Below are 26690 nucleotides of genomic sequence, written 5' to 3' on the forward strand. Positions count from 1 at the left end.
GTCCGCCCGGTCATGCGGTGGTGCGCCGCAGCAGGAGGGTGACGAAGCCGAACGTGCCCCGGTAGCCGTGCAGCCACTCCGTGCGGTGCCGGGCGGCCGCGTCGAGCGCCTGGCCGCTGTCGGGGTCGGCGGGGTGGTCGAGCGCCCAGGCGGCCAGGGAGCCGGTCCAGGACCACTCGTACGCCTCCCACTCCTGCCGTGTGCTGATGTGGCCGTACACGGGGGTCCAGCCGTCGGCGACGACACGGTCGACGGTGGTGGGCAGGTCGTCGAAGTCGCCCAGCATCTCCACGAGGGCGGGCGTGGGTTCCTCCTCCCAGAAACCGTCGCCGACGAGGACGTGGCCACCGGGAGCCAGGTGCTCGCGGACGGCGGACAAGGTCGCGGCCAGGCCGCCGAAGGCGTGGGTGGCACCCACGCTGAGAACCAGGTCGAAGGGCGAGGCGGAGGTGTGGAGGCGGGCGTCCTGCTCGTGCAGGACCATACGGCCGGCGACGTCGAGGGCGGCCGCCGTCCGGGCCGCCGTGTCCAGGGCCGCCGCATCGATGTCAACACCCTCCGCCGTCACCTTCGGGTGGTCGGCCAGGGCGCGCAGCAGCCAGGCCCCTTCGCCGCAGCCGAGGTCCAGTACGCGTTCGTCGCCCCGGCGCAGCGCGCGGTCGAGCAGGCCGCGCACGGAGGCGTCGTCGAGCGGCGCGGCTACGGGATGGTCGCTGTGGGCGATGCGGGAAATCCGTCGGCGGTCCATCGGCGCAGCCTTCCAGGCCCACCGTGTCACCGCATCCGGTTAATTCCCGCCGCGCGGGCAACGCGACGGAGCGGAATCGTGGTGTGCCATTTCAGAAGGGGTCGGAGGACCCAGGAGGGAACGAACAGCCCGTAAGGATCAAAGGGGCAGAGGGACAAAGGGGGGACGACGGACATGGCGAACACGATCGATGCCGGGACGGACGCGTACCGCTCCGCGGGGCGGGAGTCCCGGAGCCACCGCGGACGCTCAGCCGAAGCGCACCGGCAGGCGGCGGACACCGCGGATGAGCATGCCCGGCAGCCACTGGAGGGCATCCGGTTCGATGTCCAGTGCGAGGCCGGGGCAGCGTTCGAGCAGGGAGCCGATGGCGATGCGGCCTTCGAGGCGGGCCAGGGGCGCGCCCAGGCAGTGGTGGAGGCCGTGGCCGAAGGCGACGTGGCCACGCGCGTCACGGCGGATGTCGAAGCGGTCGGGCTCGCTGAAGCGGTCCGGATCGCGATCGGCCGAGGCGAGGGCGACGAGCACGGGCTCCCGGGCCGGGAGGACGGTGCCGGCGATCTCCACGGGCTCGGTGGTGAAGCGGTAGGTGGCGGTCTCGACGGGGCCGTCCCAGCGGAGCATCTCCTCGACCGCGCCCTCCAGGAGCCCCTGGTCGGCACGGAGAAGGGCGAGTTGGTCCGGGTGGGTGAGCAGGGCGCGGACGCCGTTGGAGATGAGGTTGACCGTCGTCTCGTGGCCCGCCACGAGCAGCAGGAAGGCCATGCCGCTGAGCTCCGACCGGGACAACCGGTCCCCGTCCTCGGCGACGGTGCGGATCAGGGCGCTCATCAGGTCGTCGCCGGGCGCGCAGCGCTTGTCCTCGATCAGCTCGTCCAGATAGGACGCAAGTTGCTCGAACGCTGCTCGCTCGGCCTCGGGACCGGTCGGCGCGACCACTTCGTTCGACCAGGCGCGGAACGCCGCGCGGTCCAGGTCCGGGATGCCCAGCAGCTCGCAGATGACGGTGATCGGCAGCGGATAGGCCAGGGCCTCGACGAGATCCGCCCGGGTGCCGGGCCCGCTGAGCACGGCGTCCAGCAGGCCGTCGGTGATCTCCTGCACCCGGGGGGCCAGTTGATCGATCCGCCGGGCGGTGAACTCGCGGGCGACGAGCTTGCGCAGCCGTGTGTGCTCGGGTGGATCGGAGGCGAGCATGTGCCGCCCCATGAGCTCCTCGTCGTAGGAGAGCCAGCCGAGCGCGCGGGCGTCCTTGGCCAGGCGGGGGTCGGTCAGCGCCGCCCGTGCCTGGTCGTGGCCGACGATCAGCCACAGCTCGCCCTCGGGTGTGCGCACGCGGTGCACCGGGCCGAGCTCGCGGAGCCGGGCGTAGACCGGGTAGGGGTCGGCGGTGAATTCCGCGCCGAGGGCCGTCAGGTCAACCGTGTCCATCCCTGCACGGTAACCCGGGGGCCACCCGCTCCGGGCGGTGCCCGGCGGTCCGGCGCCGTTTCCCGGCCACGGCCGTCCGCGGCGGCTTCGGGGACCATCGCGCCGCGGGCACCTACGGGAGCGCTGCTTCGTTGGCCCCATTGCCCACGCCGACGCGTGAACAGAGAAACCGAGGAGTTACCCCGTGGCCTTCTGGGACCGGCTCAAAGACACCACTGCCACCCTGCAGACGCAGCTTGTCGCCAAGAAGAACGACCTCAAGAGCGGCGCTTTCCGCGACGCGAGCATGGCGATGTGCGCCCTGGTCGCCGCGGCCGACGGCACCATCGACCCGTCGGAACGGGCGCGGGTCGCCCAGCTCATCACCACCAACGAGGTGCTGCAGAACTTCCCGGCGGCCGACCTGCAGCGGCGCTTCGACGACTACCTGAACAAGCTCACCGCCGACTTCGAGTTCGGCAAGGTCAGCGTGCTCCAGGAAGTCGCCAAGGCCAAGAAGAAGCCGGCCGAGGCGCGTGCCGTCGTCCAGATCGGCATCGTCATCGGCGGCGCCGACGGCAACTTCGACAAGACCGAGCAGGGCGTCGTCCGCGAGGCCTGCTACGCGCTGGACCTGGCCCCCGCGGAGTTCGATCTGTAGCAGGCGGCTCCCAGGCCGTGCCCACCGCCGCCACGGCGGGCCGGCCGGGTGTCAGACGATCACGGCGAGGACTGCCCCGAGGGCGCCGAGCGCACCCAGCACCAGGAGGGTCAGCACGAAGCCCGTCCTGCCGAGCGCGTCCGTCATGCGCCTGACGGAACCCTCCAGGAACGACTGCCCGTTCTGCCGGTCCCACTTCGCGTGGACGGGCCGGCCGACCCGCGCGCCGAGCGCGTGCAGGGGACGTACCGCCAGCAGGGACTCACTGCCGAGCAGGGAGGTGACGATCAGGAGCGGCCGGGCGCCGGAACCGACCAGACGGGCCCCGTCCAGGCCGGACCCGGGCTGTGCGCAGCGGTGTTCGAGGTCCGCGAGCATGCCGGCGGCCGCCACGCGGCCGGCCGGGGAGTCGGGGAGGAGCCGGATCTCGTTCGGGCCCGGCAGCGGCACCGCCTCCGGCGCGCACGCGCGGGCGCGTTCCAGCAGGGCGTCCCAGCCGGAGGCGTCGACGGCGAAGCCCGCGGTGCCCGCCGGGTGGCCGTGGGCCACGGGCAGGTCCCGGTCCATGCCGCCGGTGAGGAACAGCCGGGCGACCGCGAGCAGTTCGGGCGGCGGCTGTCCCTTGTTCCCCACCCCGGGGCCGGTACCGAGCAGCAGCAGCCGGATGGGGCGGCGCATGTGGTCGCCGGAGTCGTCCCCGGTGCGCAGCCCGGTCAGCAGAAGGACCCACAGGGGCCGGCCGCCCGCGCCGTCCTTGAGGGCGTACAGGAGGAGGGACGACTTGGTGTCGTCGACGAGGTCGTTGACGGAGCGGCCGGCGCAGCCGCGCAGCAGCACCTCGGGGTCGGCGCCCGGGGCCCCGCCCGCGGGCAGCCAGGTGTAGCCCTGCTCGGGGAGCCGGCCGCGCGAGTGGAAGGACCAGGCGACGGTCACGCCCGGCCCCTGGCGGCCACGGCGGCCGAGCTCAGGTGCGGGTGGTCCTGGACCACGTGGACCCCGTCGCGTTCGGAGCCCGCCTTCGCGAACGCCGCGACGGCCTCCTGGAGAGCGAGGTCCGTGCCGAACACCTCGTCGACCGCCTCCCGCCAGAACCCGCGCCTGCGGCGGTACTCCCCGAGGACGAAGCGCAGCGCGTACCGCAGCGGCTGGTCGGTGTCCACGGGGCGGTACGGGGCGCCCGGAGTACGACTGCGGTAGTGGAACTGCACGCCGCCGCCCGGTGTTTCCTTGATCGTGGAGAAGACGATGGAGCCGGTGGTCTGCACGGGCGTGATGACGCAGCCCACGCGCGGGCGGACATCGGCGTGGGCGATGTAGTCCAGCAGCGGGCGGTAGCCCTCGCGCACCCGTTCCATCAGGGCCTCGGTCCCCTGGCGGGTGGCGACCCAGCGCTCGCACTTCAGCGGCACGATGATCAGCAGGCGCGGCCGCTGCTCGTCCTCGACGAGCAGTTCCTTGATCCGCTCGTACATCAGGTGCGGGAGGTTGATGCGCTGGTGGTACTCGCCGTCCAGAGCCATGAGCGCGGGCGTGTCGACGGCGAGGACCACGACGGGGCTGTCGTGGAGCGAGGCCCGCACCTTGCGCCCCACCGGGCTGCTGTCGAGGTCCCGCAGCACCTCGCCCGCGTAGTCGGTGAAGCACATCCGGAAACGCGGCTTGCGGCCCTTGCGGCCGACCGCGATCTCGTAGCGGTGGACGTCGGTGGTCGTGGTCTGCTCGATGCCGCCGCGGACCTGCACGGAGCGGGAGAGCGACTCCAGCACCGAGACCGCGTCGGTGAGCTTGGCGGCGGTCTCCCCCACCGGGGTGAGGTCGAGGTCCGTGGCCCCGGTGACCGAGGGGTACTGGACGTACATGGAGGCCAGCAGGGACGTCTTGCCCGCTCCTGAGGGGCCGAGCATGCCGACGTCGAGTACGTGGCGGCCGGACTCGATCATGCCGCGGCCTCCTTCCCGGCGGCCGCGCCGCCCCCGGTACCGGCGGTGGTGCGGGACCCCAGCGACCGGACGGCCTCGGACCAGCGCCGCAGGTGCGCCGCGTCCTCGGCGAGGGCCGCGAACCGGCCGGGCCAGATCTCGGCCCGTACGTCCTGGTAGAACACCCGCCACTCCTCCTTGGTCCCGGCCGCCGAGATCACCCGGTCGTGGAACTCCTCCACCAGGGAGAAGACCGCCGCGCTCGGTTCGGCGAGCACCTTGTTCAGCTCGCCGCGGCAGGCGAACAGTGCCTCGTCGTAGGCGACTTCCAGCATCTCCCGTACTTCCTGACCGCTGGGCGCCCGGTCGTGCGGGAAGGGCATGGTGGGGCTGTCGGCGTGCAGCCCGTCCAGGCAGGTGCGCACCCGGTGCTGGAGCATGCCGCGGTACGACAGCTCGAAGCCGGCCAGCAGTTCCAGCGCGTAGCGGATCTCGCTGCCGCCTTCCTGCCGCACGCGGGGGATGCGCTCGGCGGTGCGCAGCAGGAACTCCCGGCCCTCCGCCCCGCCGAGTCCGGCCAGACCGCCCAGGCTGCCCGGACCGCGCAGCACACCGGCGACCTCCTCCTGCATGCGGCCGGTGCGGGCGTGCAGGGCGACGTCGCACTCCAGGAAGCGCCGGGAGAGCCGGGCGCGGGACTCGTTGAGGTACTTGGCGTAGGCGACGCTGAGGCCGCCCTCGGCGTCGGCGCGCGCGGTCAGCTGGGCGACCGTGGGGTGGCCGGGGTCGTTCTGCGCGGCGTCGAGGATCTCCTCGACGGCGTCGGCGAGCAGGCCGTCGGTCAGGTCGCGGTCCTCGCGCAGGCTCCGTACGAGAGCGGCCAGGGCGTTGGCCATCTGCTCGTAGGTCTGCTCGAACAGGCCGTTGAAGGGCAGGAACCAGATCTCCGATGGCTGGGCCAGGTCGGCGAGCCGGCCCGCCCGGTCGGCCAGCCGTGCGGTGCGCTCACGCAGTTCGGCCAGTTTCTCCGCGCGTTCGGCCAGGTGCTGCTCGTCCAGCTCGTCGAGGTGGGCCACGAGGTGGTCGAGCACGCCGTCGGTCATGGCGGCGACCTCCTCCGGCCGGGTGCAGTCCACGATGTGCGCCGCGGCGACCTGGAAGCGGGAGGCCGGCAGCCACTCGTCGACCATCTTGCGGGCGTTGGCCGTGTTGTCGCCCGCGGGTCCGGTGACCCGGTTGACCACCAGGAAGGAGCAGCGCGCGAGTTCGGCGCCGGGCAGCCCGTCGCGGACGTGGTCGTAGAGCTGGTGGTCGTAGGTGTCGACGCCGTCGCCGAGCGGGTCGGGGCGGCGGACGAAGACCACCACGTCGATCTCGTCCCGCAGCGCGCCCACGATGCGCTGCGCGTCCTGAAGATTGGTGTCGCCGAGGCCCGGGAGGTCGATCAGCGACAAACCGGTCCAGTCCTGCTGCGCGAAGTGCGTGGTGATGCGGACGTGCCGGACCGCGCGGAAGGCGTGGTAGCGCTGCTCGTCCTGCTCGTCGGACTGGGCGACGAACTCGCGGATGCGCTCCGGGCCGATGGGATGGGGCGAGCTCGTCGTCAGGTAGTGGCGGTACTCCGGCAGCGCGGTGTGGAAGGCCGCCAGGTGCCCGTAGCGGCTGCCCTCGACGGCGCTGTCGCCCTCGGGCGCCGGGGGGAGGGGGCGGGCGAACTCCGTCAGGGTGGTGGGGGCGGGGCCCAGGCCGAGTTCGGCGTAGTAGGGCGCGATCACCTCGTGGAGGAAGGAGCGTTCGGTGTGCAGGAAGACCTGTGCCCGGGTGGGCGCGCCGTCCTCGTGGCGCAGCACGCTGGTCACGCCGGTGCAGAAGCCGCCGTCACCCGTGGGCACTTCCCGGTCCGACAGTCCGGTCAGGCTCCTGATCATGCGGCTCTTGCCCTGCCGGGCCCGCCCGATGACGCCCACGTTGAGGGTGGCGCGGCGGAAGCGCGACGCCGCGGCCTCCATCACGGCCGCCTCGGTGGGCAGTTCCTCCAGGAGGTCGCCCAGTTCGGCGCCGAGGGCCAGCAACCGGTCCTGTGCCTCGTCGGGCACCAGGGCCAGCATCTCGGTGCGGAGCGCGTCGAGTTCGCGCAGCCGGTCGAGCGTGTCCGTCGCCCACGCGTGGGCGCCGTCCAGCGACTCGGCCCGCCGGGCCCGCCGGAGCCGGATCTCCTCGATCCGTTCGGCACGTGACATCGTCTCCCCCGTCCCTGGACGCCTGCTCCCCTGCTCCCCCGGACGCTGCCGATGATGTCACCGAGGCAGCGGAAGCGTCCGGTGTTTGCCGGAGCCGATCGCGCGGGGCGACGGGAGCGGCGCCACCACTGGACGGTTTCCCGGCGCACACCGCGTGGACCGGACGTGCGTGGCCGCGGGGTGAGGGCCGACCGGTGGACAACGGCCTTCAGACGTCCGGACCAGGGAGGAGACCGGGACGGCGCGACGAACGCCGCCGGATCATGACCACGCCCGCCGCATGACGGCCGCCCCGGCGGGAATTGCCCCCCACGGCTGCTACAACCCTGGGCGAACACCGCGTGTCTTCTGGGTGACAGAACACCGGGCGTTTCCGGCAGGACACCACCGACCGCGGGCGATCGACGCGGACGCGAGAAACGCCGGGGCAATCCGGGAGACCAAGGAGGTTCTTCGGTGCGTCACATCAAGAGCGCGGCCCTCATGGCCGCAGGACTCCTCGCCCTCGGCGGCGGCGCCCTGTTCACGGCACCCGCCGCACAGGCGGACGTGCCCTTCCCGTCGATCGGATGGCAGCAGCACAACTGCGACTTCGACGGCAACGGACACGACGACGTGCTGATCGGCGCGCCCGGCGCCACCGTGTCCGGGGCCAAGGGCGCCGGGTACGTCACCGTGCAGTACAGCGGGTCGGGTGGCCTCAGCACCACCAGGAGATCCGTCCTCAGCCAGAACACCTCGGGCGTCGCGGGCGCCGCCGAGGCCGGTGACGGCTTCGGACGGGCCGTGGCCACCGGCGACCTGGACAACGACGGCTACGACGACGCGATCGTCGGCATCCCCGGCGAGGACGTCGGCACGCTCACCGACGCCGGCGGCGCCGTCGTCTTCTGGGGGTCCTCGACCGGACTGCACGGCGGCGACAGCACCTGGCTGCAGGACCCCGCACAGCCTCGGGCCGGCGCGAACTTCGCGCGGGCCGTCGAAGCCGCCCGGTACTTCGCCCCGGATCCCTCGGACCCCGACGCCGACCCGCGGGACAGCATCGCCGTCCTGGAGAACGACTCCCTGCTGTTCTTCACCGTCGAGCCGGGGACGGCCGCCGCGCCGCGCCTGCAGCGGGCGGGGAGGGGGGTCCGTGCCCTCGACCGGACGGCGCAGGACACCGGCGTCGCCCTGCGAAGCCTCAGCCACGGCAACTACAACGAGGACTCGTGGGCGGACCTGGCGATCTCCGGGGTGACCACCGGCGACCAGCCCGGAATCGGCGTCACGCAGGTGCTGCACGGCGCGCCCGCTGTCGAGAATCTCGGCGACGGCGGGACCTTCCGGGGCGGGCCCGCGGTCGTCTCCAGCGACTTCAACCACGACGGTCAGGACGACCTGGCCATCGGCGACACTGGCGCGGGCTCGGCGCTCGGCGGCTCCGTCTCCGTCTACCTGGGCAGGGGGGACTTGTCGGGCCTCGACCCCGTCCCGGCGCAGACGTGGACCCAGGACTCGGCCGGTGTCCCCGGCGTCGCCGAGGCCGGCGACCGCTGGGGCGCCGAGTTGTCCTCCGGCGACACCAACGGTGACGGCCGCCCCGACCTCGCCATCGGTGCCCCCGGTGAGGACATCGGTTCCGTCGCCGACGCCGGCGCGGTCTGGACCCTGCGCGGCGCACCGGGCGGACTCACCGCCACGGGAGCGCGCAGCTTCGACCAGAACAGCGCCGGTATCCCGGGCACGGCGGAGACCTCCGACCGCTGGGGCGCCCAGATCCGGCTGATCGACGCCGACAAGGACGGCCGCTTCGGCCTCTTGGCGGCGGCCCCGGGCGAGAACACGAACGACGGTTTCGTCTGGGTCCTCCCCGCGTCGGCGTCCGGGCTGGTCGCCAAGGGCTCGTGGACGTACGACGGTGCGGCCCTCGGCGCGTCGTCGGCCAACGCGCAGTTCGGCACGGCGGTCGACGAATAGCCCGAGGCCGGAGGCAGGGTGTGACGCGGCTCGCGGGAGGACCGGGTGCCGCGTCCGCCGGCCGCGCCACGTGCGGGATGCTCACGTCGTGGACGGATCGTCCCGGTGTCCGGCCCGACGGTCGCCGCGATGCCCGTCCGGGAATCCGGTGGACGTCTCGTGGACGTCCGCCGCGGCGGCTCGCCGCATGTCGGCACACGCAAGCAGGAGTCGGCGGACACCGGCACCCACCCCGCGGGACAGCGGCCCGGAGCGGCCGCTCGAAGCTCGGGCAGGTGTTTCCGCGGGGCTTGCGCCTGCTGTTCGTCGAGGACCACCTACCGCCCTTGCTCCGGACGGGTACGTCGCGGCCCAGGTCTTCCGGCGGTGCGACGGGCCCGTCCATGCGGCGGCGAGCCGCTGCGTGCTCAGTGCCGGCGCGGCTGTCGAGCTCGCCTTGGCCGACGCCGGCGGACACGAACCGGACCTGGGTACGGAAGCGGGGGCGCCTGCGGCTCCCGGGCCCTCGGCGTCGGCGAAGAGGCCGGTGCCGAACGGACACTGCCGGTGGCCGTGCTCACGGCCACGGGCCAGGTCAACCACCCGAAGGATCAGGGGCACCGGTCCTGTGCGACCGCCACCGGGCTCCGGTCACCGGGCAGGGCGCGCTCCACGGTCCGCAGGGGATCACGCCGCGCCGCCGGCCGCCCCGGCTAGGCCGCGCCCTCCGCGGCGGCGCGCAGGGCGTCCAGGACGGGGCACAGCAGCGGGTGGTCCTCGGCGCCGCGACGGACGGCGGCGAAGACCCGGCGGGTGGCGACGACGTCGTGGACGGGACGGACGGCGACCCCGGACAGGTCCATGTCGCGCAGCGCCGTGCGCGGGACGAGGGCGACGCCCGCACCCGCCGCGGCGAGGGCGACGACGGCGCGGAAGTCGTCGGAGGAGTGCTCCAGGCGCGGCTGGAAGCCGGCGTACTCGCAGGCGAGGACGACCACGTCGTGGCAGGGGTTGCCTGGGTAGGGCCCGATCCATGTCTCGTCGGCGAGATCGGCGACGCGGACGGTCGCGGTCGCGGCGTCCGCGAGCGGGTGGCCGGCCGGCACCACCGCGTCGAAGGGCTCGGCGTACAGCGGGACGCGCGCGAGCCGCTGGTCGTCGGCGCTCGGGGCGCCGCGGTACTCGACCGCGACGGCTATCTCGGCGCGGCCGTCGAGCACCATCGGCAGCGACTCGTCGCCCTCGGCGTCGCGGACCCGTACCCGGATGCCCGGCGCCGTGCCGCGGAGCGCCGTGATCGCGGGGGCGAGCACGAGCGCGATGCCGGTGGCGAAGGAGGCGACGGTGACCTCTCCGGCCGCGCCGGAGGTGTACGCGGCCAGCTCGGCCTCGGCCCGCTCCAGCTGGGCCAGGACGGCGTTGGCGTGCGTGAGCAGGATCTCACCGACGGGGGTGAGCCGGACGCCCCGGCCGCCGCGTTCCAGCAGCCGGTGACCGGTCTCGTTCTCCAGCGCGGCGAGCTGCTGGGAGACCGCGGACGGCGTCAGGTACAGCGCGGCGGCCGCGGCGGTCACCGTCCGGTGGTCCGCCACGGCCCGCAGGGTCCGCAGCCGTCGTGCGTCAATCACCCATTCATCCTGCCAGGGCCTCGCGCGAGGCGATGAACGCGGCCACCGCCTTCTCGACGTCCGCGGTGGAGTGCGCGGCCGACAGCTGCACGCGGATGCGGGCCTTGCCGTGCGGCACGACGGGGTACGAGAAGCCGATCACGTAGACGCCGCGCTCCAGCAGCAGGTCGGCCATCCGGCCCGCCTCCGCGGCGTCGCCGATCATGACCGGCGCGATGGGGTGGTCGCCGGGCAGGATCTCGAAACCGGCCTCGGTCATGCGGGTGCGGAACAGCGCGGTGTTCTCCGCGAGGCGGGCGCGCAGCTCCTCGGAGTCCTCGATCAGGTCCAGGACCTTCAGCGAGGCGGCGGCGATCACCGGAGCGAGCGAGTTGGAGAACAGGTACGGGCGCGAGCGCTGGCGCAGCAGCGCGACGATCTCCGCGCGGGCGGCGACGTAGCCGCCGGAGGCACCGCCGAGCGCCTTGCCGAGGGTGCCGGTGAGGATGTCGACCCGGTCCATCACGCCGTGCAGCTCGTGGGTGCCGCGGCCGCCGGGGCCGGTGAAGCCGACGGCGTGCGAGTCGTCGACCATGACCATGGCGTCGTAGCGGTCGGCGAGGTCGCAGATCTCGCGCAGCGGGGCCACGTAGCCGTCCATCGAGAAGACGCCGTCGGTGACGATCAGGCGGCGGCGGGCGTCGCCGGCCTCCTTCAGACGGGCCTCCAGCTCGGCCATGTCGCGGTTGGCGTAGCGCAGGCGGCGGGCCTTGGACAGCCGGATGCCGTCGATGATGCTGGCGTGGTTCAGGGCGTCGGAGATGACCGCGTCGCGCTCGTCGAGCAGGGTCTCGAAGACGCCGCCGTTGGCGTCGAAGCAGGAGCTGTACAGGATCGTGTCCTCGGTGCCGAGGAAGGCCGACAGCCGCGCCTCCAGCTCCTTGTGGACCTCCTGCGTGCCGCAGATGAAGCGCACGGACGCCATGCCGTAGCCCCAGCGGTCCAGCGCCTCCTTGGCGGCGGCGGTGACCTCGGGGTGGTCGGCCAGGCCCAGGTAGTTGTTGGCGCAGAAGTTGAGCACGTCACCGGGGCGGCCGCCGGACGTGACGCCGACCGTCGCGCTCTGCGGTGTGCCGATCACGCGCTCGGGCTTGAACAGGCCCGCCTCGCGGATCTCGTCGAGGGTGCCGCGCAGGTCGTCGCGGACGGAGTCGAACATGGGGGTCTCCCGTGGGGTTTCCGGGCCGATCGGAGTGTTGGGGCGGGGCGGCACAGCCGGTCGCCGCGGAGGTTCGAGATCCTCCGCGGCGCGCACCGAGCCACAAGGAATCAAGCAGTCCAGTCGAGGACGATCTTGCCGCAGCGGCCGCCGGCGGCCTCGTCGAAGGCGGCGTCGAAGTCGCGGTGGGAGTAGCGGCCGGTGACCACGGGCGCGAGGTCGAGGCCGCCCTCCAGCAGGACGGACATCGCGTACCAGGTCTCGAACATCTCGCGGCCGTAGATGCCCTTGATGGTGATCATCGAGGTCACGATCTTGGCGAAGTCGACCGCGAACTCCTGCGACGGCAGGCCCAGCATCGCGATGCGCCCGCCGTGCGTCATGTTGTCGATCATGTCGCGCATGGCCTCGGGACGGCCGGACATCTCCAGCCCGATGTCGAAGCCCTCGCGCAGGCCGAGTTCGCGCTGTCCCTCGGCGATGGTGGACTCCGCGACGTTCAGGGCGAGGCTGACGCCGATCTTGCGGGCGAGGTCGAGACGGTAGTCGCTGACGTCGGTGATGACGACGTGGCGCGCGCCGGCGTGCTTGGCCACGGCGGCGGCCATGATGCCGATCGGGCCGGCGCCGGTGATCAGTACGTCCTCGCCGACCAGCGGGAAGGACAGCGCGGTGTGGACGGCGTTGCCGAAGGGGTCGAAGATCGCGGCGATGTCGAGGTCCACGGGGACGCGGTGCACCCAGACGTTGGACGCGGGCAGCGCCACGTACTCGGCGAAGGCGCCGTTGCGGCCGACGCCGAGGCCGATGGTGTTGCGGCACAGGTGGCGGCGGCCCGCGAGGCAGTTGCGGCACTTGCCGCACACCAGATGACCCTCTCCGCTGACGAGGTCGCCGGTCGTGATGTCGGCGACGTCGGAGCCGACGGCCGCGACCTCGCCGACGAACTCGTGGCCGAGGACCAGCGGGGTGCTCACGGCCTGCTGGGCCCAGCCGTCCCAGGAACGGATGTGCAGGTCGGTGCCGCAGATGCCGGTCCGCAGCACCTTGATGAGGACGTCACCGGGGCCCATCTCGGGCTCGGGGACGTCCCGCAGCCACAGGCCGGGCTCGGCCTTCTCCTTCACCAGTGCCTTCACTCTTGCGACTCCTGCCGGCAGACGATGTGGCCCGGTCCGCACGGGGAACGCGGACCGGGCACGGAAGGGACCCGGGGCGGAGCGGCGGTGCCCGTCGGCGCCTGCTCGCGCGGTGCGCCGGGCACACAGCAATCTGCCCGGCTTCGGGCGTTCAGTCCATCGATCTTTTCTTAAGCTCGGCAACAGCGCAGCTTCACGCTCGCCCGTCAGGGGGGCGCGGGGCGGCTCAGCGGGGGGCGAGCGCCGCCAGTTGAGCGACGATGGCGTCGGTGTCCTGGAAGGTCAGCCCGATGCGGGCGACGTGCTTCCAGCGCACGATCCCCTCCGCGTCGACGATGAAGACCGAGCGCTTGAGGCCGAGTCCGGGCATCGAGATGCCGTAGGCCTTGACCACCGAACGGTCGGTGTCGGCGAGCAGCGGGAAGCGCAGGTCGCGCTTGCGGGCGAAGTGCTCGTGGCTGTCGAGGTCGCTGAGGTTGATCCCCCACACCGTGGCGCCGAGGTCGCGGAAGCGGTCCAGGTCGGAGGTGTAGGAACACAGCTGCTTGGTGCAGACGGCCGAGTCGTCGCCGGGGTAGAAGGCGAGCACGACCGGGGCCCCGCGCTGTGCGGACAGGGAGTACTCGCCGCGCTCGGCGCCGGCGTCGGTGAGCAGCACCCCGGAGAGGGTGAAGTCGGGGGCGGGGGCGCCGATCTCGGGCACGGCCATGGGTGGGGGTCCTCTCGTACGGCGGGGCGGGCACGGTGCGCGGCCGGGGGCGGCGGCGCCCGGACGGCTCCGGGTGACACGGAAGTACAGGCAGAGACAGAACGTTCGTTCTTGCCGGGACACTACGCGCGCCCGTCCGCTACCGTCAAGGACATGAGCGCCCCGCCCGTCGCCCCACTCGCCCCCTCCGAGGCCACCGTGCCCGCCGGCGCCCCGCCCCGCGAGCGCATCCTGGCCACCGCGTCCCGGCTGTTCTACGCCGAGGGCATTCACGCGGTGGGCATGGACCGGATCGTCACCGAGGCGGCGACCACCAGGGCCACGCTCTACCGGCACTTCACCGGCAAGGAACAGCTCGTCCTGAGCTACATCCAGACCACGGACCGGCAGATCCGCGCCTACACCGAGGGCGCCCTGCACGGACTCGGCGCACGGGAGGCGCTGCTCGGCGTGGCCGGCGCGCTGGGCGACCAGCTGTGCGCGCCGGGGTTTCGCGGCTGCCCCTTCCTCAACGCCGCCGCCGAGTACCCGGACCCCGCCGACCCCGTGACGCGCGCCATCGTCGCCCACCGCACCTGGCTGCGCGAACTGGTCGAGCGCCTGCTGGCCGAGGCGGGCGCGCCGGAGCCGGCCGAGGACGCCGCGACGCTCATGATGCTGCGGGACGGCGCGGCGATGACGGCCGCGCTGAGCGACCCGCAGACCGTGCGGGCCGCCCTGGACCGGGCCCTGCGCAAGGTCCTGGAGGCCGCCGGGGTGGTGTGAGCGGCACCCCGCACCGGCAGCAGGCACGGCAGTGCCGGCGGGCGATTCAGCCCGCGTGGGTGGAGAACAGACCGCCCGTCGGGCCCTGCTTGTCGCCGCCCTGGGCCTTCTTCAGGGCGTTGGCCAGGCCCTCGATGGTCATGGACTGCAGGATGACGCGGCCGTTGCCCTCCAGCGTGGCCAGGGACAGGCCCTCGCCACCGAGGACGGCGTTCATGATCCCCTGGCGGTTGAGGCCGCCGATGCGCTGCACGCCGTAGCGGATGCCCTCCTCGAAGGCGACGATGCAGCCGGTGTCGACCTCGATGCGGCCGCCGAAGTCGGCGGGGTTGAGGTCGATGAAGTTGCCCGCGCCCGCGATGATCACCGTGCCGCGGCCGGTGAACTTCTCCAGGATGAAGCCCTCGCCGCCGCTCATTCCGCTGCGGCCGCCCTGGAAGGCGATGCCGAAGTCGACGGTGGACTCGGCCGCCACGAAGGCGTCCTTCTCGGCGAACCAGGCGCGCGAGCCGTCCAGCTCCAGGGCCCGCATCTCGCCGGGCAGGACCCCGGCGAAGCCGACGGTGCCCTCGCCGCCGCTCGCGCTGAAGTACTGGAAGGCGATGCTCTCGCCGGCGAGTACGCGCTGGCCGACCTGCATCGCGGTGCCCATGGCCTGGCGGAGCATGCCGCCCATGCCGCCCCCGCCGCCCTGGGCCTGCTGCTGTCCGCCGCCTCCGGGCCCGGCGAGCCGCGTGTCCATGCTCACGTTCGCGGTCTTGAAGAGGAACTTGCCGGCCTCGCAGTAGACGGTCTGGCCGGGCTGGAGGGTGCACACGGCCATCTGCATGGCGTTGCCGACGATCTGCTGCTTGAGGGTCACCGCGGTCTCCGGGTCTTTCTGGGGGTGTGCTGCTCAGTGTGCTGCTTCAGGCGGACGTCCCTGACAACGACCGACCCGGACGATTCGGTTCCGCCTGCTCCTCGGACCGCGCCGCGGGGGCGGGCAGCCGGCCCCCGGCGTCCAGGAAGCGGGCGAGCGGCAGGGTGGCGGCGCCGACCGTGACCGCGTCGGGGCCGAGCAGTCCGAGCTCGATCGAGGTCTGGGCGCACGGGTGGTGCAGCGCGTACGCGGCCGTGGCCTCCCGGACGGCGGGCAGCAGCCGGGGACCGATCATCAGACCGGTCCAGCCGGCGAGCACGATCCGCTCGGGGTTGAAGAGGTTGACCAGGTCGGCGATGCCCGCGCCGAGGTACTCCGCGGTCTCGTCGAGCAGTTCCACGGCCGTGCGGTCGCCGGACTCGGCCGCGGCGACGAGCGCGGCGATCGCCGCCTCCTCGCTGACCCCGGCCGGGGCGGCCGCGCCCCAGCGGTCGATGAGCGCCTCGGCGCCGACGTAGGCCTCCAGGCAGCCGCGGGCCCCGCAGCGGCACAGCCGCCCGCCGACCTGGAGGGTGGTGTGGCCCCACTCGCCGGCGCTGCTGCTCGCGCCGCGGTACGGCTTGCCGTCGGCGACGACGCAGGCGCCGACCCCGGAACCGAGCAGGGCGATCACCGCGTTGCGCGCGCCGCGGCCGGCCCCGAACCACAGCTCGGCCTGGCCGAGGGTCTTGGCGCCGTTGTCGATGTGGAGGGGCAGGTCGGTGCCCTCGGCCAGCAGCGCGCCGAGCGGGACGGCGTCCCAGCCGATGGTCTGCCCGTGCACGACGGCGCCGGCTCCGCCCGCGTTCTGCTCGACGATGCCGGGCACACCGACCCCGACGCCGAGGACGTGCGCGGGGTCGACGCGGGAGTCCTCCAGGACCGCCGAGAGCCCCTCGAGCATCAACTGCACGACCAGGGCCACATCGTGGCCGCTGTCGGCCAGCGGCCGTTCGGTGGAGGACAGTTCGGTCAGCGCGAGGTCGAACAGGGTGACCCGCACCCCGGTCTCCCCGACGTCGACCCCGATGACGAAGCCGTGCCGGGGTGCCACCTTCAGCATCACCCGGGGGCGGCCGCCGTCGGACTCGACCGAGCCGGCCTCCTCCACGACGCCGTCCCCGATGAGCTCCGCGACCACGTTGCTGATCGACCCCGTGCTGAGACCGGTGTCCCTGGCCAACTCTTGACGGCTGAGGGGGCCTTCGAAGTAGAGATGGCGCAGGATCGCCGAACGGTTGCCCCGCCGCAGGTCACGGACGGTGCGCTTGCTTCGGTCTGCCATGGTGACTCCCTCCCCGGTGAATCTATCGCTGCGCCAAGTCTTGACGCCAGGTTTTCTCAGACGTTAAATCACGCCTTGAATTAAGGCGTGACGCTCTTCACATCCCGAAGCCATCACCCCCTGAGAGGGTCCCCGGTCATGCACATCACCCGTACGACGGCCGCCGCCGCAGTCGCGGCCGCGCTCATCGCATCCGCCACCGCCTGCGGCGGCGGCTCCTCGACCGACGGCAGCGGCGACGGCGGCTCCAAGACGCTCACCTACTGGGCCAGCAACCAGGGCAGCAGCCTGGAGAACGACAAGGAAGTCCTGGAGCCCGAGCTCAAGAAGTTCGAGAAGCAGACCGGCATCAAGGTCAAGCTCGAGGTCGTCCCCTGGTCCGACCTCCTCAACCGGATCCTCGCCGCCGCCACCTCCGGGCAGGGCCCCGACGTGCTCAACATAGGCAACACCTGGTCCGCGTCGCTGCAGGCCACCGGCGCGCTGCGGCCCTTCGACGCCAAGGCGTTCGACGCCATCGGCGGCAAGGACCGCTTCGTCGGCGCGGCGCTCGGCGCGACCGGCGCCGAGGGCAAGGACCCCGCCGCCGTCCCGCTGTACTCGCTCGCGTACGGGCTGTACTACAACAAGAAGATGTTCGCCGACGCGGGTATCGCCGCGCCGCCGGCCACCTGGGACGAGCTCGTCGCGGACGGCAAGAAGCTGACCAAGGGCGGCAAGTACGGCCTCGCGGTCGAGGGCGGCAACCTCTCGGAGAACGTCCACCACGCCTTCGTCTTCGGCAAGCAGCACGGCGCCGACTTCTTCGACGCCTCCGGCAAGCCGACCTTCACCACCCCCGAGGCGGTCGCGGCGGTCAAGCAGTACATCGACTTCATCGCCAAGGACAAGATCGCGGCCCCCGGCAACGCCGAGTACGCCGCCAACCAGTCGGTCGCCGACTTCGCCACCGGCAAGGCGGCCATGCTGCTGTGGCAGGCCGCGGGCTCCTCGCTGAAGTCCCACGGGATGAAGCCCGAGGACTACGGCGTCGCCCAGGTGCCGTTCCAGACCAAGGGCGCCACCGGTGACACCGCCGTCAACTCGATGGTCGCCGGCATCAACCTGGCCGTCTTCAAGAAGACCAAGAACGTCGACGGCGCCCTGAAGTTCGTGAAGTTCATGACCAGCGACGACGAGCAGAAGATCCTCAACGGGACCTACGGCTCGCTGCCGCCGGTCAAGGCCGCCCAGTCCGACCCCGCCTTCTCCACCCCGGACCTGAAGGTGCTCGCCGACGCCCTCGCCAACAGCGCGGCGCCGCTCCCGCAGGTCGCGAACGAGAGCCAGTTCGAGACCACCGTCGGCACCGCGATGAAGGACCTCTTCGCCGAGGCCGCCGCCGGGCACCCGGTCACCGACGACACCGTCAAGGCCGCCCTCGAGAAGGCCCAGCAGCAGATGCCGGCCTCGTGAGCGTGAAGCAACCCATGACCACCACCGTGCCGCCCGTACGGCACAGCTCGAAGTCTCCTTCCTCCGGCGGCCGGCGGGCCGCCGGGGGAAGGCCCCGCAGGCGCCTGCTCTCCGCGCGGGTGCGTCGCGGCTCACTGCCGTACGTGCTGCTGCTGCCCGCGCTCGCGCTGGAGCTGCTGATCCACCTGGTGCCGATGGTCGTCGGCGTCGTGATGAGCTTCAAGGAGCTCACGCAGTTCTACATCGGCGACTGGTCGGCGGCGCCCTGGAAGGGCCTGGACAACTACCGCGTGGCGGTGGACTTCAACGCGCCCGTCGGCAAGGACCTGCTCAACTCCTTCGTCGTCACGTGCGAGTTCACCCTGCTGGCGGTGGCCCTGTCCTGGCTGCTCGGCACCGCCGCCGCGATCCTCATGCAGGACACGTTCCGGGGCCGGGGACTGCTGCGCGCGGTCTTCCTCGTCCCGTACGCACTGCCGGTCTACGCGGCGGTGATCACCTGGTCGTTCATGTTCCAGCGGGACACCGGCATGATCAACCACGTCCTGCACGACCAGCTGCACCTCACCGACGGCAAGCCCTTCTGGCTGATCGGCGACAACAGCTTCTGGGCGCTGGTGACCGTCTCCGTGTGGCGCCAGTGGCCGTTCGCCTTCCTGTGCCTGATGGCCGGACTGCAGAACATCCCGCGCGAGCTGTACGAGGCGGCGGCGATGGACGGCGCCGGCATCTGGCAGCAGATCCGCCGGATCACCCTGCCCTCGCTGCGGCCGGTGAACCTGGTGCTGGTGCTGGTGCTGTTCCTGTGGACGTTCAACGACTTCAACACGCCCTATGTGCTGTTCGGACGGGCCGCGCCGGACGCCGCGGACCTGATCTCGATCCACATCTACCAGTCGTCCTTCGTGACCTGGAACTTCGGCTCCGGCTCGGCGATGTCCGTGCTCCTGCTGCTCTTCCTGCTCGTCGTGACGGCGCTCTACCTGCTCGTCACCTCCCTGAGGAGGCAGGATGACTGACCACCGCAGCCCCATGGCCTCGCCGCGCTCCTTCGTGTGGACCCGGCGGATCGTGCTGACGCTGCTGGCGGCCTTCGCGCTGGCCCCCGTCTTCGTGATGGTGGTCTCGTCGCTGAAGCCGCTCCAGGACGTGCAGGGTCCGTTCCGCTGGTTCCCGAGCGGCTTCACACTGCGGCCCTACGCGGACATCTGGCACACGGTGCCGCTGGCCCGCTACTTCCTGAACTCGCTGATCGTGGCGGGCGGCGCGACCGTCGCCTCGGTCACGGTGGCGGTCTTCGCGGCGTACGCGGTCAGCCGCTACCGCTTCGCGGGCCGGAAATTCTTCACGGTGACGATCCTGTCCACCCAGATGTTCCCCGGCATCCTCTTCCTGCTGCCGCTGTTCCTGATCTTCGTCAACCTCGGGAACGCCACCGGCATCGCGCTGTACGGCAGCCGGGGCGGCCTGATCCTGACCTATCTCACCTTCTCGCTCCCGTTCTCCATCTGGATGCTGGCGGGCTACTTCGACTCGATCCCCCGTGACCTGGACGAGGCCGCCCTCGTCGACGGCAACGGCCCGCTCGGCGCGCTGTTCCGGGTCGTCGTCCCGGCCGCCGTGCCGGGCATCGTCGCGGTGTGCGTCTACGCCTTCATGACCGCGTGGGGCGAGGTCCTCTTCGCCTCGGTCATGACCAACGACGCCACCCGCACCCTCGCCGTCGGCCTGCAGGGCTACGCCACGCAGACCGACGTGTACTGGAACCAGGTGATGGCCGCCTCGCTCGTGGTGAGCGTGCCCGTGGTCGCCGGTTTCCTGCTGCTGCAGCGCTACCTCGTCGCCGGCCTGACGGCCGGCGCCGTCAAGTGAGCGCCGGCCCCCCGTTCCCCCCTCCGAAAGGCAGTCCGTGACCTCCGACCTCAGTGCGCTCCCCGCCGGCTTCGTGTGGGGCGCCGCGACGGCCTCGTACCAGATCGAAGGCGCCGTGGCCGAGGACGGCCGCGCGCCCTCCATCTGGGACACCTTCTCCCGCACCCCCGGCAAGGTCGCCGGCGGCGACACCGGCGACACCGCCTGCGACCACTACCACCGCTGGCCCGAGGACATCGGCCTGATGCGGCGCCTGGGCCTCGACGCGTACCGCTTCTCCATCGCGTGGCCGCGGGTGATGCCGCAGGGCGGCGGCCCGGTCAACCCGGAGGGCCTCGCCTTCTACGACCGGCTCGTCGACGGGCTGCTGGAAGCCGGGATCACCCCCTTCCCCACGCTCTACCACTGGGACCTCCCGCAGGCGCAGCAGGACCGCGGCGGCTGGCCGGAGCGCGACACCGCGCTGCGCTTCGCCGAGTACGCCTCCGTGGTGGCCGAGCGCCTCGGCGACCGCGTCACCCACTGGGCGACCCTCAACGAGCCGCTGTGCTCGGCCTGGATCGGCCACCTGCAGGGCGTGATGGCCCCGGGCCTCACCGATCTGACCGCCGCCGTGCGCGCCTCGTACCACCTGCACCTGGGTCACGGCCTGGCCGTGCAGGCGCTGCGTGCCGCCGTCCCGCAGGCCCAGATCGGCATCGTCAACAACCTCAGCCCCAGCGAGCCCGCCTCCGACCGGCCCGAGGACGTCGCCGCCGCGCTGCGCGCCGACGGCCACACCAACCGCTGGTGGCTGGACCCGATCCACGGCCGCGGCTACCCCGAGGACATGCTGAAGCTCTACGGGGTGGAACTGCCGGTCCACGACGGTGACATGGAGACCATCGCCGCCCCACTGGACTGGCTGGGCCTCAACTACTACTTCCGTGACATCGTTGCCGACGACCCCTCGGGGCCGGTCCCGCACACCCGCGCCCTGCGCATCCCGGACGTCCGCCGCACCGCGATGGACTGGGAGGTGCACGCCGAGGGCCTGGAGCGGCTGCTGATGCGGCTGACCGAGGAGTACGGCGCGCAGAAGATCTACGTCACGGAGAACGGTTCGGCCTACGAGGACCACGTCGGCCCCGACGGTCAGGTCCACGACCCCGAGCGCACGACCTACCTGGAGGAGCACCTGGCGGCCTGCGCCCGCGCGGTGCGCGCCGGCGCCCCGCTGGCCGGCTACTTCGCCTGGTCGCTGCTGGACAACTTCGAGTGGGCGTACGGCTACGCCAAGCGCTTCGGGCTCGTCCACGTCGACTACGAGACCCAGCAGCGCACCGTCAAGGGCAGCGGCCGCCGCTACGCCGACATCATCGCCGCCCACCGCCGCCGCGCCCGCAGCGCGGCCTGACCCCGGGCGCACCGGCGCCCGTCGATCTCCCTCGCACGCACCTCATGTCCTTCCCCACAAGGAGCACGCGATGCGACAACACCCCCACATCAGACGGATGATCGCCGTTCTGGCGGCGGTCGCCGCGGCCTTCGCCGCGTTGACCGCCGCCGGCCCGAGTGCGGCCGCCGCCACCGCCGTCCAGGTCACCATGACCACGACCTCGGACGGCAAGACGGTCGTCAAGGGCCTGCAGGCCCAGACCCCGACCGCCTTCGAGGCGGGTGACGGCAGCGGCGGGACGGTCGTCACGGTCGATCCCGCCGCCCGTTACCAGCCCTTCGAGGGCGGCGGGGCGTCCTTCACCGACAGCGCCGCCTGGCTGATGAACTCCTCCGGCGCCCTGTCGGCGACCACCCGCGACGCCACCATGCGCAAGCTGTTCTCCCCCACCGACGGCATCGGGCTGGGCTTCCTGCGCAACCCCATGGGCGCCTCGGACATCGCGCGCAGCCACTACACGTACGACGACACCTGCTGCGACCTGGCCGACTTCTCGATCTCCCGGGACCTCGCCGACGTCCTGCCGCTGACCCAGCAGGCGCGTCAGCTCAACCCGGACCTGAAGATCATGGCGGTGCCGTGGTCGGCCCCTGCGTGGATGAAGGACAACGGCAAGCTGACCCAGATGGGCAAGCTGAAGCCGGAGTTCTACGACACGTACGCACAGTACTTCGTGAAGTACCTCCAGGCGTACGAGCAGCGCGGGGTCCACATCGACTACGTGTCCGTGCAGAACGAGCCCCAGTGCTGCGGCGCCGACAGCTCGTACCCCACGATGGAGTGGACGGCGGCCACGCTGCTGGACTTCACCAAGAACCATCTCTTCCCCGCCTTCCGGTCGGCCGGGATCACCACCAAGGCGCTGATCCACGACTGGAACCACGGCGACTGGAACACCACCGGCGCGGGACAGCTCGCCGACGCCGCGCTGCGCGGTGACCCGTTGTTCGGCGGTGTCGCCTGGCACGGCTACGCGCCGACGCCGCCGAACTACGCGCTCGGCAGCACCGTCCAGAGCCAGTACCCGGGCGTGCCGCAGTACGAGACCGAGCACTCCGGCGGCACCTGGGTGGGCGACCAGCAGCTGGAGGACCTGCGCGACATCACCGGCTTTACGCGCAACTGGGCCCGCTCCTACGTGAAGTGGTCGCTGGCGCTGGACCAGGCGATGGGCCCGCACGCGGGCGGCTGCGGCACCTGCACCGGGCTGATCACGGTGCACAACGGTGACGCGCGCAGCGGCCAGGTCGACTACACCGTCGAGTACTACACGATGGGGCAGCTGACGAAGTTCGTCCGCGCGGGCGCCGTGCGGATCGGCAGCAACGCCACCGACCCGGTGTGGAACACCGCCTTCGTCAACAGCGACGGGCAGCGGGTGCTGGTCACCCACAACTCCTCGTCGTCCACCCAGCAGGTCACGGTCCGCGAGGCCGGGCAGCACTTCTCGTACAGCCTGCCGTCCCGCGCGACGACCACCTTCACCTGGTCCGGCGCGCCGACCGGCGGGACGGGGGACGGCATCAGCACCTCCGCCTGGTACCAGGTGACCGGCGCCGGGTCGGGCAAGTGCGTGGACGCCAAGGACCGCGGCACCGCCAACGGCACGGTCGTACAGCAGTGGAGCTGCGTCGCCGGGCAGACCAACCAGCAGTGGCAGTTCCGTGCGACCGACAGCGGCTACTACCGGGTGGTGAACCGCAACGCGGCCGCCACCGAGCAGGTCTGGGACGTCACCGGCGGCTCCACGGCGACGGGCGACTCCGTCCCCGTGCAGACCTGGCAGTGGTCCTCGGGCACCAACCAGCAGTGGAAACCGGTGCTCCAGCCGGACGGCTCCTACGTGTTCACCGCCCGGCACAGCGCCAAGTGCCTGGACGTCGCCGCCGCCTCCGCGGCCGACGGGGCCCGGCTGCAGCAGTACACCTGCAACGGCACCGCCGCCCAGTCCTTCCGGCTCGCGCCGGCGGGCTGACCCGACCCGCGCGGCGCCGGCGTACGAGGGAGACGCCGGCGCCGCGCGGCACCATGCCCTGAGCGGGCGGCCGAGCGGTACGTCACCCCGGCGCCCGCACCGGCCGCAGCGGACGGCGGGTACCAGCCGCACCAGGGTGAGGGAGGTGCGGCCGCCGACGTCCGCCTCGACGGCGTGAACCGTCCAACGTCCCGGAGGCAGCGGGACGGAGGCCCGTTCGGGCAGGCCGCCGCCGGCGTGTTCGACGCCGAGCAGGCTGCCCGCCTCCGCTGAGTCCATGAGCACCGCGGGCCCGTCGGTGTCCCATGTCCCGCACTGCTCCCCCGTGATGGCCGGATTCACGAGTGCCGCCTCGGCCGCCCCGGTCGACTCGGCCTCGGAGTCGGAGTCGGCAGCGAGCCACCGCAGGAAGGCCCGGCGCGCGGGGAGGTGACGCGTGGTGGCGGGCTGGTCCCCCAGGACCAGCGCCAGGGCGCCGTCCCGGCCGACGGGTATCACCCCCGCCAGGTCGTCCACGGCGCAGGCCCGATCGTAGTCGTCGGGGACGTCTCGGTCGCCCACGACCATCCCGGCTTCGGTGCAGCCGCCCCAGGCGGGCGGCGCGGAGACGGGCACGACGATCAGCGGACCGCCCATCGACGCGACCCACTCGGGCGCGCGGCGGGTCCCGGTGGCGGGGCCGGACGGGAACGCGTTCATGGCCAGTGTGCCGCCGGGCACCGACAGCGCCGCTGTGAGCCGGTGACGTCGCCGGCGGCGCGGGGAGGAGGGCGGTCGGGGCAGGGCCGTACGCCGTGCGGGACGGGGCCCCTCAGGCCAGCGCCTCCCAGCGCCGCGTGAGGCGGGCCGCGCCCGCGTCCGTCAGCGAGCCCCACAGGCGCAGCCGCGCGACGCCGCCGTCGGGATAGGTCTCGATCCGCACGTGGGTCGCGGCGGGCGCGACCACCACGAACCGGTGGACGGTGTCGGGCTGCAACGGTGTGCGGGGCAGGATCGTGAACCACTCGCCGCTCCGGCCGTCGCGCCCCAGCAACGCCGCCCAGCCCGCGGCGTTGCCCTTGTAGTAGCCGGTGTCGATCTCGACGGCGCGGACCACGCCCTGTTCCGCGAGCCGGTAGCGGGCCCAGTCGTGGCCCTTGTCGCGGCGCCGGCGGGTCTCCCAGCCGTCGCCCATGCGACGGGACCTCCCGGGCAGGATCGGGTTGACCGGCGAGGAGTAGAAGCGGTCGGAGACGTCCTCGGCGGAGCCGCCGTTCTCGAGGGCGACGAGGTCGAAGGTGCCGAGCGCCGCCAGCCACGCGGGATCGGGGACGACCTCGCCGTGGACCCGCAACCGCGCGATGCCCCCGTCGGGGAACTGCCGCAGCCGCAGATGGGTGAAGCGGCGTTCCACGGTCACCTCGAAGCCGTTGGCGGCGTGGCCGCCGACGGCCGTGCGCGGCACCAGTTCGGTCCACTCCACCCCGCCCGCGAGCAGGTGCCCGGGAGCGGCGGACAACGGCGCGGAGGTGGCCTCGACCGCGACCTGCTGGGGGTGGTTGCCGCGGAAGTGGGCCGTGTCCACGACCAGGCCGCGGACGACGCCGGGGGCGGCGAGGCGGATCAGCGCCCAGTCGTGGTCGGCCTCGGCGGGGTGCGGGTCGTCGGGACCCGCGCCGCGCCGCCGCCGGGTCTCCCAGCCGTCCATGACCTGTCCCTTGTGACCGAAGTGCTCGGGCCGGAACTCGGGGCGCCCGGGGACGAGCAGGTTCTCGCGCTCGGCGAAGAACTCGTCGTTGGCGGCGATCACCCCGGCGCCCAGGCGCCGGTCGGCGAGGTCGGTGAGCGTCGTGAACGGCAGGTCGGCACCGCGGTAGTCGGCCCAGGGGTCGCCTCCGGGGTACGGCTGGGCGTCGCCGGTGTACCGGGGTGGGGCGGTCACGCGTCCTCCCTCTCGATGAGGCGGCCTGAGGGGTGTGCCGGGGTGCCCTGGTCGGCGATGCGCTCGCCGCGCAGCCAGGTGCCGCGGACGACCCCCTGGAGGGTGCGGCCGGCGTAGGCGGTGACCTGGTTGCGGTGGTGGAGTGCTGCGGGGTCCACGGTGAAGCTCTCGTCGGGCGCCAGGACGGCGAAGTCGGCGTCGTACCCGGGCGCGATCGCGCCCTTCGTGCGCAGGCCCGCCAGGCGCGCCGGGCCCTGCGCCATCCAGCGCACCACGTCGGTGAGCGAGGCGCCACGCCGGCGGGCCTCGGTCCAGATCGCGGGCAGTCCGAGCTGGAGGGAGGAGATGCCGCCCCAGGCGGCGCCGAAGTCGCCGGTGTCGAAGTGCTTGAGGTCGGCCGTGGAGGGCGAGTGGTCGGAGACGACGCAGTCGATCGTGCCGTCGAGCAGGCCCTGCCAGAGGGCGTCCCGGTTGGCGGCCTCACGGATCGGCGGGCAGCACTTGAACTGGGTGGCGCCGTCCGGCACCTCCTCGGCGGTCAGCGTCAGGTAGTGCGGGCAGCTCTCGGCCGACAGGCGTACGCCCTCGCGGCGCGCGGCGGCGATCAGGGGCAGCGCCTCGGCGGAGGACAGGTGCAGGACGTGCACCCGGCAGTCGAGGCGGCGGGCGAGGGCGATCAGGCCCTCGATCGCGGTGTTCTCCGCTGCGCGCGGGCGGGAGGCGAGGAAGTCGGCGTACTTCCGGCCGGAGGGCCGCGGGGCGCCGTCGATGAGCCCGGGGTCCTCGGCGTGCACGATCAGCAGCCCGTCGAAGCGGGCGATCTCGCGCATCGCCTCCTCCAGCTCCGCGGGACCGAGCTGCGGGAACTCCTCGACGCCGGAGTGCAGGAGGAAGCACTTGAAGCCGAAGACGCCGGCCTCGTGGAGCGGGCGCAGCTCCTTGGCGTTGCCGGGGACGGCTCCGCCCCAGAAGCCGACGTCGGTGTGGACCCTGCCGCGCGCGGTGTCCCGCTTGAGGTCCAGGTGCGCGGTCGTGGTGGTCGGCGGGATGCTGTTGAGCGGCATGTCGATCAGCGTGGTCACGCCCCCGGCGGCGGCCGCGCGGGTGGCGGTCGCGAAGCCCTCCCACTCGGTGCGGCCGGGGTCGTTGATGTGGACGTGGGTGTCGACCAGGCCGGGCAGCAGCGCGTCCTGCCCCAGGTCGACCAGGCGGGCTCCGGACGGCGGCGGGCTCCCGTACGGCAGGACGGCGGCGATCCGGCCGCCGACGACGGCGACGTCGGCGGCGCGTTCGCCCTCGGGCGCGACGACCCGCGTCGAGCGCAGCACCAGCCCGGTCGCGGCGGCGACCTCTGACACGCGTTCCCCTTCCACCGGCGGTGCCCGGAATTCAACGTTCTGTTGAAGCAAATCCTCCGCCGCGCCGTACGACCCGTCAAGACCCGGCCGGGCGCGCGGCACCGGCGGCCGACGGGGCGCGGGCCGG

The 26690-nt window shown here is 72.7% G+C and carries 22 protein-coding genes and 1 pseudogene; 9 read left to right on the forward strand and 14 right to left on the reverse strand.

The window, feature by feature from the left end; all coding sequences use genetic code 11:
• Positions 1-10: 10 nt before the first annotated feature.
• Together ACIP98_RS27920 and ACIP98_RS27925 are read right to left on the reverse strand one after the other, a co-directional pair.
• Entirely contained in the window at positions 11-748 is a 738-nt protein-coding gene (locus ACIP98_RS27920; RefSeq protein WP_401978536.1) for an SAM-dependent methyltransferase, read from the reverse strand.
• Positions 749-997: 249 nt separating this feature from the next.
• Positions 998-2179 carry a cytochrome P450 gene (locus tag ACIP98_RS27925; RefSeq protein WP_319658867.1) on the reverse strand — a complete coding sequence of 394 codons (1182 nt, stop codon included), beginning with the start codon at positions 2177-2179 and terminating at the stop codon, positions 998-1000.
• A 184-nt stretch (positions 2180-2363) separates the two neighbouring features.
• On the opposite strand from ACIP98_RS27925, the gene ACIP98_RS27930 reads away from it, so the two are divergent.
• Positions 2364-2819: a tellurite resistance TerB family protein gene (locus ACIP98_RS27930; protein ID WP_319658868.1), complete on the forward strand. Its 456-nt coding sequence runs from the start codon at positions 2364-2366 to the stop codon at positions 2817-2819.
• A 51-nt stretch (positions 2820-2870) separates the two neighbouring features.
• Here the strand turns inward: ACIP98_RS27930 and ACIP98_RS27935 are convergent, their stop codons facing one another.
• From ACIP98_RS27935 to ACIP98_RS27945, 3 genes are read right to left on the reverse strand one after another with little or no spacing between them, the layout of a single operon-like run.
• Positions 2871-3752, reverse strand: coding sequence for a hypothetical protein (locus tag ACIP98_RS27935; RefSeq protein ID WP_401978538.1), 882 nt, complete (start codon positions 3750-3752; stop codon positions 2871-2873).
• Entirely contained in the window at positions 3749-4759 is a 1011-nt protein-coding gene (locus ACIP98_RS27940; RefSeq protein WP_401978539.1) for a hypothetical protein, read from the reverse strand. The genes ACIP98_RS27935 and ACIP98_RS27940 overlap by 4 nt, the downstream gene beginning before the upstream one ends.
• A complete protein-coding gene (locus ACIP98_RS27945; RefSeq protein ID WP_401978540.1) occupies positions 4756-6978 on the reverse strand; it encodes a hypothetical protein in 2223 nt (740 codons plus the stop codon). The genes ACIP98_RS27940 and ACIP98_RS27945 overlap by 4 nt, the downstream gene beginning before the upstream one ends.
• A gap of 456 nt (positions 6979-7434) precedes the next feature.
• Between ACIP98_RS27945 and ACIP98_RS27950 the strand changes: the two genes are divergently transcribed.
• On the forward strand, positions 7435-8940 hold the full coding sequence (locus tag ACIP98_RS27950) for an FG-GAP repeat protein (protein WP_401978541.1): 1506 nt from the start codon (positions 7435-7437) through the stop codon (positions 8938-8940).
• A 692-nt stretch (positions 8941-9632) separates the two neighbouring features.
• Here the strand turns inward: ACIP98_RS27950 and ACIP98_RS27955 are convergent.
• The 4 genes from ACIP98_RS27955 to ACIP98_RS27970 form a co-directional block, all read right to left on the reverse strand.
• Positions 9633-10547, reverse strand: coding sequence for a LysR family transcriptional regulator (locus ACIP98_RS27955; protein WP_319658874.1), 915 nt, complete (start codon positions 10545-10547; stop codon positions 9633-9635).
• Positions 10548-10551: 4 nt separating this feature from the next.
• Positions 10552-11745 carry a glycine C-acetyltransferase gene (locus ACIP98_RS27960; protein ID WP_319658875.1) on the reverse strand — a complete coding sequence of 398 codons (1194 nt, stop codon included), beginning with the start codon at positions 11743-11745 and terminating at the stop codon, positions 10552-10554.
• Positions 11746-11855: 110 nt separating this feature from the next.
• Positions 11856-12884 (reverse strand): L-threonine 3-dehydrogenase, encoded by a 1029-nt coding sequence (gene tdh, locus ACIP98_RS27965; protein WP_401978543.1) that lies wholly within the window; start codon positions 12882-12884, stop codon positions 11856-11858.
• A gap of 226 nt (positions 12885-13110) precedes the next feature.
• Positions 13111-13593 (reverse strand): peroxiredoxin, encoded by a 483-nt coding sequence (locus tag ACIP98_RS27970; protein ID WP_319658877.1) that lies wholly within the window; start codon positions 13591-13593, stop codon positions 13111-13113.
• A gap of 153 nt (positions 13594-13746) precedes the next feature.
• Between ACIP98_RS27970 and ACIP98_RS27975 the strand changes: the two genes are divergently transcribed.
• Positions 13747-14358, forward strand: a complete 612-nt coding sequence (locus ACIP98_RS27975) for a TetR/AcrR family transcriptional regulator (RefSeq protein ID WP_401978545.1) — start codon at positions 13747-13749, stop codon at positions 14356-14358.
• Positions 14359-14404: 46 nt separating this feature from the next.
• Here the strand turns inward: ACIP98_RS27975 and ACIP98_RS27980 are convergent, their stop codons facing one another.
• Positions 14405-15220, reverse strand: a complete 816-nt coding sequence (locus tag ACIP98_RS27980; RefSeq protein WP_319658879.1) for an AIM24 family protein — start codon at positions 15218-15220, stop codon at positions 14405-14407.
• Positions 15221-15266: 46 nt separating this feature from the next.
• The gene (locus ACIP98_RS27985; protein WP_319658880.1) at positions 15267-16544 is read right to left on the reverse strand and encodes an ROK family transcriptional regulator; all 1278 of its coding nucleotides are present in this window, start codon (positions 16542-16544) and stop codon (positions 15267-15269) included.
• A gap of 138 nt (positions 16545-16682) precedes the next feature.
• Between ACIP98_RS27985 and ACIP98_RS27990 the strand changes: the two genes are divergently transcribed.
• The 5 genes from ACIP98_RS27990 (at position 16683) to ACIP98_RS28010 (ending at position 23284) form a co-directional block, all read left to right on the forward strand.
• Positions 16683-17999, forward strand: a complete 1317-nt coding sequence (locus ACIP98_RS27990) for a sugar ABC transporter substrate-binding protein (RefSeq protein ID WP_319658881.1) — start codon at positions 16683-16685, stop codon at positions 17997-17999.
• 14 nt (positions 18000-18013) lie between these two features.
• Entirely contained in the window at positions 18014-19018 is a 1005-nt protein-coding gene (locus ACIP98_RS27995) for a sugar ABC transporter permease (protein WP_319658882.1), read from the forward strand.
• Entirely contained in the window at positions 19011-19871 is an 861-nt protein-coding gene (locus tag ACIP98_RS28000) for a carbohydrate ABC transporter permease (RefSeq protein WP_319658883.1), read from the forward strand. The genes ACIP98_RS27995 and ACIP98_RS28000 overlap by 8 nt, the downstream gene beginning before the upstream one ends.
• A 37-nt stretch (positions 19872-19908) precedes the next feature.
• Positions 19909-21267: a GH1 family beta-glucosidase gene (locus tag ACIP98_RS28005; RefSeq protein ID WP_319658884.1), complete on the forward strand. Its 1359-nt coding sequence runs from the start codon at positions 19909-19911 to the stop codon at positions 21265-21267.
• Between the two features lie 70 nt (positions 21268-21337).
• Positions 21338-23284, forward strand: a complete 1947-nt coding sequence (locus ACIP98_RS28010) for an RICIN domain-containing protein (protein ID WP_401978547.1) — start codon at positions 21338-21340, stop codon at positions 23282-23284.
• Positions 23285-23497: 213 nt separating this feature from the next.
• Here ACIP98_RS28010 and ACIP98_RS28015 read toward each other — a convergent pair.
• A pseudogene (locus tag ACIP98_RS28015) lies at positions 23498-23920 on the reverse strand (Imm21 family immunity protein); the annotation flags it as partial.
• Between ACIP98_RS28015 and ACIP98_RS28020 the strand changes: the two are divergent.
• Positions 23862-24029, forward strand: coding sequence for a hypothetical protein (locus tag ACIP98_RS28020; protein ID WP_401978548.1), 168 nt, complete (start codon positions 23862-23864; stop codon positions 24027-24029). The pseudogene ACIP98_RS28015 and the gene ACIP98_RS28020 sit on opposite strands and share 59 nt — an antisense overlap.
• A gap of 66 nt (positions 24030-24095) precedes the next feature.
• On the opposite strand, the gene alc is transcribed toward ACIP98_RS28020, so the two are convergent.
• Both alc and allB read right to left on the reverse strand, forming a co-directional pair.
• Positions 24096-25205, reverse strand: coding sequence for an allantoicase (gene alc / locus ACIP98_RS28025; protein ID WP_319658887.1), 1110 nt, complete (start codon positions 25203-25205; stop codon positions 24096-24098).
• On the reverse strand, positions 25202-26563 hold the full coding sequence (gene allB / locus ACIP98_RS28030) for an allantoinase AllB (protein WP_319658888.1): 1362 nt from the start codon (positions 26561-26563) through the stop codon (positions 25202-25204). The genes alc and allB overlap by 4 nt, the downstream gene beginning before the upstream one ends.
• Positions 26564-26690 lie beyond the last annotated feature (127 nt).

The organism is Streptomyces sp. NPDC088354, from assembly GCF_044753585.1.
Lineage (GTDB): Bacteria > Actinomycetota > Actinomycetes > Streptomycetales > Streptomycetaceae > Actinacidiphila.